Source organism: Cohaesibacter marisflavi (assembly GCF_963665895.2).
In the GTDB taxonomy this organism is placed as follows: Bacteria; Pseudomonadota; Alphaproteobacteria; order Rhizobiales; family Cohaesibacteraceae; genus Cohaesibacter; species Cohaesibacter marisflavi.
The window spans coordinates 3,619,615-3,632,415 of the sequence record NZ_OY762534.1 but is presented as its reverse complement, the minus strand read 5'-3'; the positions used below and the strand labels follow the sequence as shown (position 1 = coordinate 3,632,415).

Sequence of the window (12,801 nt, the reverse complement as noted above, 5' to 3'; positions counted from 1 at the left end):
AAAAGCCGGACTTATGCGTCTGACTGTCCGCCTGCCGCCCTCTTAACCCTGAAGCAGGGCCTTGAGCTTGTAAAGCGCCTCATGGGCTTCACGCGGGCTCATATCATCCGGATCGATCACTTGTAGCGTATCCCTCAAGGCATCCGGCTCCGCTTCGACCAGCTCCTGCTTCTGCATGGATACCGAAAAGAGCGGCAGATCATCGATGGTAGCCGCCGGTGACTGGCGGTCTCCTTCTTCCAGATGCTGCAGCACGTCGCGGGCACGTGCAATGACCCCATCGGGCAGGCCCGCCAGCTTGGCAACCTGAATACCATAAGAGCGGTCCGCTGCACCGGGCACGATCTGATGCAGGAACACCACATCCCCCTGCCATTCCTTGACCTTCACCGTGGCATTGATGAGCCGTGGCAGCTTTTCATGCAGCACGGTCAGCTCGTGATAATGGGTGGCAAACAGAGCACGGGCACGATTGACCTCATGCAGATTCTCTATGGTCGCCCAGGCAATGGAGAGGCCGTCAAAAGTGGCCGTGCCGCGCCCGATTTCATCAAGGATCACCAGAGAACGCTCCCCGGCCTGATTGAGAATGGCTGCGGTTTCGACCATTTCCACCATGAAGGTGGAGCGGCCACGCGCCAGATCATCGGCAGCGCCAACGCGAGAGAAAAGCCGGTCGACAAGGCCGATATGTGCCGCGTCAGCCGGAACAAACGAGCCCATCTGCGCCAATATGGCGATCAACGCATTCTGTCTCAAAAAGGTCGATTTACCGGCCATGTTCGGGCCGGTCATCAACCAGATCCGTCCATGCAGGTGACTGTCCTTGGGGCTGAGGTCGCAGTCGTTGGCGACGAAGGGATCGCTGCCATCCTTCTGTAGAGCGATCTCGACGACCGGATGTCGCCCATTGTGGATGTCAAAGGCAAGGCTGCCATCCACGCGCGGACGACAATAGTTGCGCTCCTCGGCAAGGCGGGCCAGAGCGATGGACACATCCAACACGGCAATTGCCTGCGCAGCCTGCTTGATCAGGTCTTGAGAGGCAAGGATCGCGTCACGCAGCTGATCAAATATGGAAAGCTCGATGGCCACCACCTTGGCACCGGCAGAGGCGATGCGTGCCTCAAGATCGGCGAGCTCCGTGGTGGTAAAGCGCACCGCATTGGCCAGAGTCTGGCGATGGATGAAGGTCTCATTCAGCGGTGCCGTCATCAGCCTGTCGGCATTGTTTGCCGTGACCTCGACGAAATAGCCCAGCACATTGTTATGCTTGACTTTCACCGACTTGATGTCGGTCTGCTCTGCATAGTTGGCCTGTAGCGACGCAATCACCCGACGGCTTTCGTCGCGCAGGGAGCGCAGCTCGTCAAGGCTCTCGTCATAGCCGGAACGCACAAAGCCGCCATCGCGCTTTTGCAGTGGCATTTCATCATCCAGCGCATTGCTCAGAAGTTGCCCGAGCTCTTGCGGCATGGCAGAAAGCGCGGCCTGTGCGCTTGCAAGCTCGCTGGGCAGGGCCGTTTCCGTATGGGCGGAGGCCAGATGATCCATAAGAGCAAAAACAGTGGCGAAACCGCTACGGATGGCGCCCATGTCGCGGGGGCCACCACGATCCAGGGCGAGCCGGGAAAGCGCGCGCGGCATATCCGGTGCCGCCTTGAGATCTTCAAGCAGATCCTCGCGTATCCAGCTATTTTCAAGGAACCAGCCAACCGAATCCTGCCGTGCCAGAATTGGGTCCAGTTCCGCAAGCGGCGCAGAAAGACGAGCCGCCAGCATGCGTGAGCCGCCGCCGGTGACCGTCTGGTCGATGATGGAAAGCAGGCTGCCTTTCTTGTCACCCGAAAGCGTACGCACCAGTTCGAGGTTGGCCCGCGTCGCCGAATCAATCGCCATGGTACGGCCCGAAAGTTCGCGTTGCGGCGGGTTGAGAGGAGGTCGTGCACCAAGCTGGGTCTTCTCGACATAGGCGAGAATGGCACTGGCAGCCATCAGCTCGACACGCTGATAATGACCATGGCCATCCAGCGTCGAGAGGCCGAAATAGTCCAGCAATCGGTCTTCAGCCGTCGCCCCGTCAAAGAAGGCGCGCGGGACAGGTGAGAAGCTGGCGCGCAGTGTGTCCGTCAGTGGGCGGATGTCTTCATCCATCAGCATGTGATCGGCAATGATCACCTCGCGCGCATCAATCCGTGCAAGCTCTGCCCCCAGCCGCAGATGATCAAGCGCCAGAACGCCATAATCGCCGGTGGAAAGTTCCAACCAGGAAAGACCATAAAGCTGCCCTTCATCGCCCGATTTAACGCGGGCAACGGCGGCCAGATAGTTGGAACTGGACGCATCCAGCAAGCTGTCTTCGGTCAGGGTACCTGGCGTGATCAGGCGGATAACATCGCGCTTAACCACAGATTTTGCACCGCGTTTCTTGGCTTCCGCCGGATCTTCGGTCTGCTCGCAAACGGCCACCTTGTAGCCAAGGGCAATCAGCCGCTCCAGATAGCCCTCGGCCGCATGCACCGGCACGCCACACATCGGAATGTCTTTCCCCAGATGCTTGCCGCGTTTGGTCAGTGTGATGCCGAGCGCTTGGGACGCTTCGCGCGCATCATCAAAGAAAAGCTCGTAGAAATCGCCCATACGATAGAACAGCAGGCTGTCCGGATTGGCCGTTTTGATCTCGATAAATTGCTCCATCATCGGCGTAGCCTTTGCAGATGGAGATGCTTTTGAGGATGGTTTTTCTTGCCCGGCGCTCGACATGAATGATCTGGTGCTTCCGTGTTAATCGCGAATCTTTAGGTGCCAATCGGCGGCAATCTATCAAGGGATATGCAAGAGAGCCAGCACTGAGCCATTTTGGCGAATTGTTTCACCTCAGCCGAAGGTGTAATGTGAATAACTGCTTACCCTATTATGGCGATGGACAGAAGGGCCCCTACAATTGCTCTTGAGAATTCGACCGGTCATAAACAAAAATCATATTTTTGATTATTCGCATATACTGGAGGATTGTTTTTGTGCGAAGTGTGACTGAGTAGCCAAAGGATAAGAAGCTTTTCAAAAAAGCTCTACCAAAAATGATTGGAGACTACAGTGAAGGTGGATCAGGACAACCCTATTATTAGTGTGACTGTGACGGATGAGGAGGCCTTGGACTTCCATCAGAAGGGCAGACCGGGGAAAATCGAAATTGTTGCAACCAAACCCATGGCAACGCAACGCGATCTTTCTCTGGCTTATTCGCCCGGCGTCGCAGCTCCGGTTCGAGCAATTGCAGAGGATCCCTCAACCGCATTTGATTATACGGCGCGTGGCAACATCGTTGCCGTGATTTCCAACGGCTCGGCCATTCTTGGTCTTGGAAATCTGGGCCCGCTGGCGTCCAAGCCGGTGATGGAGGGCAAGGCAGTGCTGTTCAAGCGCTTCGCCGATGTGGATTCCATCGACCTTGAAGTCGATGCATCGGATCCGGATGATTTCATCAACGCCGTGCGCTATCTTGGGCCTTCTTTTGGAGGCATCAACCTTGAAGATATCAAGGCACCGGAATGCTTTATCATCGAGCAGCAGCTCAAGGAACTCATGGATATTCCGGTATTCCATGACGACCAGCATGGCACGGCTATCATCGCCGCAGCCGGTTTGCTCAATGCCCTGCAACTGACCGGTCGTGAACTCAAGGACACCAAAGTTGTCTGCAACGGCGCCGGAGCGGCGGGGATTGCCTGCATCGAGCTGGTCAAGGCCATGGGCATTCCTCATGAGAATGTCATTCTTTGCGACACCAAGGGCCCGATTTATGAAGGCCGCAAGGAAGGCATGAACCAGTGGAAATCAAAACACGCGGTTCCCACGGATGCGCGCAGCCTGACAGAAGCCCTCAAAGGCGCTGATGTGTTCTTCGGCGTATCGGTCAAGGGTGCGTTGACTCCGGATATGGTGGCTGAAATGGCCCCGTCGCCGATCATTTTTGCCATGGCCAACCCGGATCCGGAAATCACACCGGAAGAAGCCAAGTCAGCCCGTCCTGACGCTATCGTCGCTACGGGCCGGTCGGATTATCCCAATCAGGTCAACAATGTTCTGGGCTTCCCTTATATCTTCCGCGGTGCGCTGGATGTGCGGGCAACCGGCATCAATGATGAAATGAAAGTGGCGGCTGCCCGTGCGCTTGCCTCGTTGGCACAGGAAGACGTACCCGATGAAGTGGTGAGTGCCTATCAGGGTAGCAATCGACCCAAATTCGGCCCGGATTACATCATTCCGGTGCCGTTTGATCCGCGCCTGATCAGCACCATTCCTCCGGCTGTCGCCAAGGCGGCCATGGAAACCGGCGTTGCCCGCAAACCGATTGTCGATCTTGATGCCTATGCGCAACAGCTTCATGCAAGACGCGATCCGCTGGCTTCAACCCTGCAGGGGGTCTATTCCAAAGTACGCCGCAATCCCAAGCGGGTTGTTTTCACCGAAGGGGAAGAGGAGCAGGTCATCCGTGCAGCGGTTGCCTTTGCCAACGATCAGTTGGGCACGGCGATCCTTGTCGGACGTGATAAGCAGATCTTCAAAACCGCAGAAGAATCAGGCATCGACCTGAATCGCCCCGGCATTGAAGTGGTCAATGCGCGTCTCTCCGAACGGGGTGAGGCCTATGCGGAACATCTCTATCATCGTTTGCAGCGTCAGGGTTATCTTCATCGTGACTGCTTACGCATGGTGAATAATGATCGCAACATCTTCGCGGCGTCCATGATTGCCATGGGGGATGCGGATGCGATGATTTCCGGTGTCACGCGGAATTATTCCATTGTGCTGGAAGATGTACAGAAGGTCATTGACCCGCATCCGGGTCATCGGGTGATCGGCGTTACCATCGCTCTTTGTAAAGGGCGTACGGTTCTGGTGGCTGATACGGCCGTCAATGAAATGCCGACAGCGCAGGAACTGGCCGATATTGCCGAAGAAACCTCCGGTGTCGCCCGCAAGCTCGGTATCGAGCCTCGGGTTGCCATGCTGGCCTACTCGACCTTCGGCCATCCGGCCGGAGAACGGTCGGAGAATATGCGCGAAGCGGTCAAGATACTGGACCGTCGCCGGGTTGACTTCGAATATGATGGTGAAATGGCTGCAGATGTGGCGCTCAATCCGGATTTGATGAAAGCTTATCCTTTCTGCCGTCTGTCCGGCGCTGCCAATGTGCTGGTGATGCCAGCCTTCCACGCTGCATCCATTTCGACCAAGATGTTGCAGGAACTCGGTGGCGCTACCATTTTGGGGCCTCTTCTGGTGGGGCTGGACAAGCCGGTTCAGATTCTGCCACTTGGAGCCAAGGATGTCGACATCGTCAACATGGCTGCACTGGCCGCCTATAATCTGGGTGTTTGATTACCCCCGGATTGCAACATGAAAAAAGAAAGGGAAGCATCAAGCTTGATGCTTCCCTTTTGTATATCTGCTATTCCGCTTTGCCCGAGGTGGCGGAGCAGCGCCCTCTACTGAAATTGATGCATGGCGACTGCGTCTTTGACATTCGTTGTGCTGTAATGCTCGATATATTTGGTATCGATATTTTCCAGCGGCAGAATGATCAGTACATCGGTGGTGCCGAACTGATGGTCGACCATGGCGTTGTTGCTGAAATAGCAGCCGAGGCGCATATAGGCCTTCAACAGAGGAGGCAGGCGGCGCAACGCGGCCTTGTCATTGATGGCCGCCGGGTCCATCTGCTCAAGGGGCAGGCTGATATGCGGCAAAGCATCAACCGACCATTCTTCAGGGGCCTTACCCAGCTTGGACAGGAATGTCAGCGGTTCTGCCAACTCCTTGGGATCTGTTCCCATAATGGAGGCGCAGCCGATCATGACATCGATCTTGTGGATCTGCACATAGGCCCAGATGCCCTGCCACAGCAGTTCGATGGTGCGCTTGGTGCGATATTCCTTCAGCACACAGGAGCGCCCCAGCTCCAGAAAGCGTCGATCCGGATGGGCTTCGAGAATGGAGCCGATTTTGAATTCTGAGGCCGTATAGAAACCGCCGTAAAGATTGGCCATTTCCTGCCGCAGTAAACGGTAGGTACCTACAATGCGCGGCTCAAGCCGGCGGAACTTTTTCTTGGGTGAATCATGATCCAGCACCAGAAGATGGTCGCAGATCGCATCATAGGCATCTGCATCGCGGCGCGTGAATTTGGTCTGGCTATCCGGCTTGGCTGCCATCTCCTTGTAGAAGACTTTATAGCGCAGGCGTTGGGCCTTGCGTATTTCCCGCTCGGTCTGGGCGAGGCGGATTTCAAGCGAGCCTACGCGACCAAGGGTTATGGGCTTGGAGCTGATCGGATAGCCGTCTCTCAGGCGATTGCGCCGCAAAGCCGCGAGCAGCTTGCTGGACAAATTGGGCTTTAATACAGGCGGATTTTGCCATTGCGTCCTCTCAGGGTCGCAATCGCTGTGATTATCCTGCATGGCCATCACGTTCGTCCTCCTAGACGATCAAGAGCCGGGCGAGTGATTCGCTGCGCTAAATTGTCGAATATTGGTAGCCTGTCTTGTTCGCAGGCCTTTTGTCTGCCCGTGTCGTCTAACACAGGCGAAAAAACAGGTATTTGATTTAATACAGCTTCTTCAACGAAAGACTGTATGAACAACGGTCAAATACGCTTCGAATCTTTTCAGACAGGAAGCAACAGCTGCCGCTTTTCTGCGGCAGGGGTAAAGAAATTATAGTACAGTTTTGTGACATTTGAGCTTTTAATCAAGCACGCTTCGAATAATTTCGACAAGATCTTCGGGCTGGACCGGCTTGACGATATAGGCGCTGAAGCCCCGGGAAAGGCAGGTTTCTCTGGTTTCCTGCAAGGCGTCGGCGGTAAAAGCAATCTTGGGAATGGAGCGCCCGTTGGCTGCATCTTGAGCCTGCATGGCATCAAAGAGCCTCAAGCCATCCATATCTGGCATATGCAGATCCAGAAGAGCCAGTTTGAAGGGCTGTTTCTGCTTGTAGGCATCAAGCGCGGCCTGTCCCGAAGAGACAAGATGGACATCCATGCCAGCTTTTTCCAGAACCGTCCGTGCCAGCAGCGCGTTGATCTCGTTATCCTCGACCAGCAGGATGCGCAGGCGCTCGCCGCGCCCCCCATCTGCGCCGCCTTTTGGGCCTGGTATAGAAACCGGGACACTTTTCCCGGATGTGGATGGGCTGCTGACAGGGCCTTGCGGGACGCTGGAAGGATCCGTCATCAGGTCATCCAACTGCTTGCTATCCTGCCCATGTGGATGGCCCAGCAGGGACTGCTGCAAGGAGAGCTGCCTGATTGGTTTGACCAGATAGGCAAGGATACCGCTGTTGCGCATCTGCGGGATGACCTTGCGTTCACTTGGCTCTAGCAGAATGATCCGGCTGCGTGGCAGGGGGCGTGTCAGCCGTCCACCCCGCATCGGGTCAAAGTCGGCAATGATGTCGGAGGCCTTGTCCGGCTCGGCTCCATTGATCAGCAGATGGTCCGGCGACAGCGCGCCGCCTTCTCTTTTCCATTGCGCATGAGTGAAGGAATGAAAGGTCATGCCCCAGTCCTGACAATAGGAAAAGAGCGCGCGTTCATCTGCCTTGGTCAGGTCGATACCCACCAGACTTTGCCCGTTAAGGGCGCTTGTTGCGTCCTTGATGGGAAGAGAATCCGAGGAGGCCTCTTCGCCTTCATCATTGAGCCAGGCTGCCTCAATATGCAGGGTGAAGGTTGACCCTTTGCCCGGAAGGCTCGATAACTCGATATCCCCCTCCATCATACGGGCCAGCCTGCGGGAGATGGCCAGACCAAGACCCGACCCCTCATGCTGGCGGGCGCGGGTGGTATCGGCTTGCTCGAACTCCTCAAACAGGCGCGTTTGCAATTCTTCATCAATGCCCGGCCCGGTGTCGCGCACAGACATCAAGAGCGTTACCATTTCGCCTTCTTGTGGTTCAGATTCACAGGAAAGGGAGAGATTGACCGCCCCGTCAGGGGTGAATTTGATCGCGTTGCCCAGAAGATTCACCAGAATCTGCCGCACACGCACCGGATCGATCAACAGCTTGTCTGGAACATTGGCCCCGATCCACGATGCTACGGACAGGCCTTTCTCCTGCGCATCGGGCGCAAGCAGCTCAACCACATCTTCCATCAGGCGTGCTGGAGAGGTCCATTCATAGGTCAACGTCATCTTGCCTGCTTCGATGCGCGACAGATCCAGCACATCATTGACCAGAGCCAGCAGCGCTGTGCCCGATTGCCTCAAAGCCTGACTGTAGCTGGACTGCTCCGATGACAGGGGTGTTGATTCCAGCAGATTGGCCATGCCGATAATGCCATTGAGTGGCGTGCGCATTTCATGGCTGATGGTGGCAAGAAAGCGGGATTTTGCTTCGCTGGCGGCTTCCACTTCGCGAAAGGCCGTTATATCGCGCGCGATGACAAGACGAGTGCCGGTCTCTTTATGGATCGAGCGCACCAGCGTCTCGGTCCAGCGGAACCAGCGCGGACCAATCCGGGTTTCTATCTGCCGCTCCCAAAGTGGATCATGTCCCAAGCTATGGTCTGTGCAATGGTCTTTAGCGCTGTCAGCATCTCCTTCTTCGTCCCCACTTGCCTCGGGCTTAAAGGGAGAGCGCTTCGATTCGCTTTCGAAATATTGGCTAAAAGGATCATTGGCAAACAGGATGCCGCCCTTTTCATCCAGATGCAGAATGATGTCACCTTGCCGATTGAGCAGCGCCTTGTATTTCTGCTCGGCTTCGCGCAATTCCCAATTCTGGTCCAGCAGCCCCTCGCAGGCCATGTCGAGCTGTTCGAGTTGGGCGCGCAGGGTTTCTTCCTTTTCGGGCAACATTCCGGGTCGACTTCCGGTGCGCAAAGCAAGCACTGCTCCCAACAGGCCGCAAAGAAACCAGCCAAACGCACCTGCCCAAACCCACACACCACCCAGTGTCAGTGCAAAGGCACTGATCGTAAACCCGAGAAACCCGAGAGGAATAAGAACATAACTGGCTCTGGCCAAATGTCGGGCAGGGGGATCAAACAAGGTACGTGGATGTGGCATATAAACTTCCGGCTGTGACTTTGATCCCTTTTAACATAAGGCGGTGACCAAATTCTTGCTGTGTCTTGAAAGCTCCACCCAGAAACAGAAAAGGCGTTGCAATTTTGAGGCGCTGGCATAGTTTCATAGACTACAGGCAAGAAAAACCAAAATCACGATCGGAGGATCTGATGAGCAAGATGACGCGAATTGAAATCAACGCCCATGGCGGTCCCGAGCAGATGCAGCTTGTGGAGCGCGATCTGCCAGAGTTGAAGCCGGGTCAGATCCTTGTGCGCCATGAGGCGATTGGCGTCAATTTCATCGATACTTATCACCGCTCGGGGCTTTATCAACTGCCCATGCCAACCGGGCTCGGTGGCGAAGCTGCCGGATTGGTCGAAGCGGTTGGCGACGGCGTTGCGCATGTGAAGGCGGGTGATCGGGTGGCCTATTGCTCCGGCCCCATCGGCTCTTATGCGACCCACAATATCATCGATGGCGCAACGGCGGTGCTTCTGCCTACCAGCATCACCGCAAAGCAGGCCGCATCCTGCTTGCTCAAGGGTTTGACGGTGCAATATCTTATTCGCCAGATCTATCCGGTACAACAGGGCGAGTCAGTGCTTTTCCATGCCGCAGCCGGTGGCGTTGGCCAGATTGCGGTGCAATGGCTCAAAGCGCTAGGCGCTACGGTCATTGGTACGGTCGGCTCGGAAGAAAAGGCCGATCTCGTCAAGGCACTGGGCTGTGATCATGTCATCAATTACCGCACCGAATCGGCTCCGGAACGAGTTAAGGCCATCACTGATGGTGCCAAGCTTCCAGTGGTCTTCGACGGTGTCGGCAAGGATACCTTTGAAGACAGTCTGGATTGCCTGCGTCCACGTGGCCTGATGGTCAGTTTCGGCAATGCATCGGGCGCAGTGGATGGTGTCAATCTGGGCATTCTGGCCAGCAAGGGGTCCCTGATGGTGACCCGCCCGACCTTGGGCCATTTCATTCCCACGCGAGCCGCTCTTGAGGCGGCAAGCAATGATTTCTTCGCAGCGATTGCTTCCGGCGCCATCAAAATCGCCGACCCGACTGAATATGCGCTGGCCGACGCGGCCAAGGCGCATATCGATTTGCAGAGCCGCAAAACCACCGGATCACTGGTACTGATCCCATAAGGATCAAGCCTTCCCAATCGTCATCGCAGGGGAGGGCTCACCTACTTACAGGGCTGTGCGCGGATCTGTCGTGCGGCCCGATTTCAGAATCAAAGAATTGCCCAAGGAGGACCTGTGCATGAAGCTTTTCAGATATGGTGAAGAAGGGGCCGAGAAACCGGCGATACTGGATGCCGACGGCATCGGGCGCGATTTGTCCGCCCATATGGATGATCTGGGACCGGATGAATTGTCTCCCTATGCTCTCAAGACCATTGCGGATCTGGATTTGGCCGCTCTGCCGAAAGTCCCCGAAGGGGTGCGCATTGCTCCTTGTGTCGGCAATGTGCGACGCATCTTCTGTATTGGCGTCAATTATAGCGACCATGCCGCAGAGGTAGGGATCGAGCCTCCGGAAAACCCGATCGTGTTTATGAAAGCCTGCGAACCTACCGGAGCCAACGACGCGGTGATGTTGCCCAAGGGCTCCTCCCACACCGACTGGGAGGTCGAACTGGGTGTCGTGATCAATCAGACCGTTCGCCATATCAGCGAGGAAGACGCACTTGATGCCGTGGCTGGCTATTGCGTCGTCAATGACATTTCCGAGCGGGATTTCCAGAACAATCATGGTGGCCAGTGGATCAAGGGCAAATCCTGTGATGGCTTTGGACCTATCGGCCCCTGGCTGGTGACCCGTGACGAGATTGCCGATCCGCAAAAGCTGGATCTCTGGCTCGACGTTAACGGCGAAGCCAAGCAGCGCGGCACAACGGCCCGCATGATCTTCACTGTGCCGCAGATCATCGCCCATCTCAGCCGTTTCATCACTTTGCATGCCGGCGATATCATCACCACCGGCACTCCTCCCGGGGTCGGTATGGGCATGACCCCTCCGCAATTCCTCAAGGCGGGCGATGAAGTGCGCCTCGGTGTTGAAGGTCTGGGCGAGCAATGCCAGAAGGTCGTTGCTTATTCCAAGTAAGATGTGATCTGCCGAAGGTTTGGATAGGGCTGGGGCGCTTTGCGGCGCCTCAGCCTTTCTCTTGCCCAAAGCGACGGGATAAAATGGCGTAATTGTGCGGTTCTCGTCATCTGCGACAGAGGATTACACAATCAGACTGTGTGAGTACACAACACCTGCCAGCTGCCCTGTTTTACCTGAAAAGGATTGATATATTCAAAATATCGAAACTAACGATCCTTTTGGAGGAGACAGATCATGACCATCAAGACCAGCAGAATCGCCATTCTCTCGGCTCTCGTTGCCACCGGCCTTCTGGCCAGCCCAGTCAGCGCAGCAAGCAATGTGCCGAAGCCCGTCGAGGATGCGCTGATCACTGCGTTGCAGGATGAATATCACGCAGAAGCCTTCTATGATGCCGTGATGGAAAAATTTGGCCCCGTGCGCCCCTTCTCGAACATCATCCGGGCCGAGCAGATGCACCAATCCGCTCTGATAGACATCATGGCACGCTACGGCGTGGCCATTCCGGCCAATACGGAATTGAAGTCCGCTGAGATCCGCGCCGCAGTTCCTGCGACATTGGGAGAAGCCTGCTCCATCGGTGTTCAGGCTGAAATCGACAATGCGGGCCTTTACACCGATGAGCTGTTGCCTGCGGTTAAAGCCTATCCGGATATCACGACCGTATTCACGGCCTTGAGCGATGCGTCCCAGCAGAAACACCTGCCAGCATTCCAGCGCTGCTCGGCACGATGAGCGAGTATAAGAGCATATGAAAAAGGGGCCAATGGTCTGGCCCCTTTCCAATCATTTTGCGCGTTCTTATTCTAATAAATCGGATCCGGAATGACCCTCAGAATTCCTCGCGATCACGCCCTTTGAAGCGGTCGGATTCCTTCATCGCATTCTTGACCATCTTGCCGAAAGCCTTGGACTTGCGGCGGCTTTGGGCAACGCTTTGGGTGTTGCGATTGTCTTCTGCTTCCAGTTTGCGCCAGCGGTCAAGGCGTGCAGCATCCAGCTCTCCGGCCTTGATGGCGGCTTGTATGGCGCAGCCGGGTTCATTTTCATGGCGACAATTGCGGAATTTGCACTGACCTGCCAGTTCCAGAATGTCATCGAACACTTGTTCGATGCCTGTGCTTTTCTCATGCAGGCGCAGCGCACGGATGCCCGGTGTATCCACCAGCCATGCCCCGTTGATCGTCGGATGCAAGGAGCGATAGGTTGTTGTGTGCCGCCCTTTGGAATCATCCTCGCGAATATCCTGCGTGGCGTCGCTTCGGCCGGTAAAGGCATTTAACAGCGTGGTCTTGCCAACGCCGGAAGATCCGACCATGGCGATGGTTTGGCCCTTGCCACACCAGGGTGCAAGCTGGCCGACCACATCGGGATCTTTGGCATTGAGCCCGAGCACATCAAGCCCGTCCATTAGGCCCTTGGCCTGATCGATATAGGGTGCGGCATCCTCGCATAGATCCACCTTGGTCAACAGCACAACAGGCGTGACATCAGCATCCCGCGCCAATGCGAGAAACCGCTCGATCCGTGCCAGATTGAAGTCATCATTGCAGGATGTCACCACAAACAGCAAATCCACATTGGACGCCATCAGCTGCTCGGACACGTC

8 protein-coding genes are annotated in these 12,801 nt (G+C 55.9%); 4 read left to right on the top strand and 4 right to left on the bottom strand.

Annotation, left to right across the window (positions count from 1 at the left end; genetic code table 11):
- Window positions 1-42 precede the first annotated feature (42 nt).
- Window positions 43-2,763, bottom strand: a complete 2,721-nt coding sequence (mutS, locus tag ACKPCT_RS17235; protein ID WP_407652426.1) for a DNA mismatch repair protein MutS — start codon at window positions 2,761-2,763, stop codon at window positions 43-45.
- 333 nt (window positions 2,764-3,096) lie between these two features.
- Between mutS and ACKPCT_RS17230 the strand changes: the two genes are divergently transcribed.
- On the top strand, window positions 3,097-5,385 hold the full coding sequence (locus tag ACKPCT_RS17230) for an NADP-dependent malic enzyme (protein ID WP_210186734.1): 2,289 nt from the start codon (window positions 3,097-3,099) through the stop codon (window positions 5,383-5,385).
- Window positions 5,386-5,492: 107 nt separating this feature from the next.
- On the opposite strand, the gene ACKPCT_RS17225 is transcribed toward ACKPCT_RS17230, so the two are convergent.
- Together ACKPCT_RS17225 and ACKPCT_RS17220 are read right to left on the bottom strand one after the other, a co-directional pair.
- A complete protein-coding gene (locus tag ACKPCT_RS17225) occupies window positions 5,493-6,470 on the bottom strand; it encodes a GNAT family N-acetyltransferase (RefSeq protein WP_244544685.1) in 978 nt (325 codons plus the stop codon).
- A gap of 279 nt (window positions 6,471-6,749) precedes the next feature.
- On the bottom strand, window positions 6,750-9,074 hold the full coding sequence (locus ACKPCT_RS17220) for an ATP-binding protein (RefSeq protein WP_319567508.1): 2,325 nt from the start codon (window positions 9,072-9,074) through the stop codon (window positions 6,750-6,752).
- Window positions 9,075-9,253: 179 nt separating this feature from the next.
- Here ACKPCT_RS17220 and ACKPCT_RS17215 point away from each other — a divergent pair, with 179 nt between their 5' ends.
- From ACKPCT_RS17215 to ACKPCT_RS17205, 3 genes are all read left to right on the top strand, one after another.
- Complete coding sequence (locus ACKPCT_RS17215; RefSeq protein ID WP_319569434.1) at window positions 9,254-10,225, top strand: quinone oxidoreductase family protein; 972 nt, start codon at window positions 9,254-9,256, stop codon at window positions 10,223-10,225.
- A gap of 118 nt (window positions 10,226-10,343) precedes the next feature.
- On the top strand, window positions 10,344-11,189 hold the full coding sequence (locus ACKPCT_RS17210) for a fumarylacetoacetate hydrolase family protein (RefSeq protein WP_319567507.1): 846 nt from the start codon (window positions 10,344-10,346) through the stop codon (window positions 11,187-11,189).
- A 237-nt stretch (window positions 11,190-11,426) separates the two neighbouring features.
- A complete protein-coding gene (locus ACKPCT_RS17205; RefSeq protein WP_319567506.1) occupies window positions 11,427-11,927 on the top strand; it encodes a ferritin-like domain-containing protein in 501 nt (166 codons plus the stop codon).
- 97 nt (window positions 11,928-12,024) lie between these two features.
- Here the strand turns inward: ACKPCT_RS17205 and rsgA are convergent, their stop codons facing one another.
- Complete coding sequence (gene rsgA / locus ACKPCT_RS17200; protein WP_319567505.1) at window positions 12,025-12,798, bottom strand: ribosome small subunit-dependent GTPase A; 774 nt, start codon at window positions 12,796-12,798, stop codon at window positions 12,025-12,027.
- Between the last annotated feature and the right edge of the window lie 3 nt (window positions 12,799-12,801).

What these genes read in the sequence shown, in the direction of transcription:
- ACKPCT_RS17210 (WP_319567507.1), top strand. Translation starts at nt 10,344, where the DNA reads ATGAAGCTTTTCAGATATGGTGAAGAAGGGGCCGAGAAACCGGCGATA.
- ACKPCT_RS17220 (WP_319567508.1), bottom strand. Translation starts at nt 9,074, where the DNA reads ATGCCACATCCACGTACCTTGTTTGATCCCCCTGCCCGACATTTGGCC.
- mutS (WP_407652426.1), bottom strand. Translation starts at nt 2,763, where the DNA reads ATGTCGAGCGCCGGGCAAGAAAAACCATCCTCAAAAGCATCTCCATCT.
- ACKPCT_RS17225 (WP_244544685.1), bottom strand. Translation starts at nt 6,470, where the DNA reads ATGGCCATGCAGGATAATCACAGCGATTGCGACCCTGAGAGGACGCAA.
- ACKPCT_RS17205 (WP_319567506.1), top strand. Translation starts at nt 11,427, where the DNA reads ATGACCATCAAGACCAGCAGAATCGCCATTCTCTCGGCTCTCGTTGCC.
- ACKPCT_RS17215 (WP_319569434.1), top strand. Translation starts at nt 9,254, where the DNA reads ATGACGCGAATTGAAATCAACGCCCATGGCGGTCCCGAGCAGATGCAG.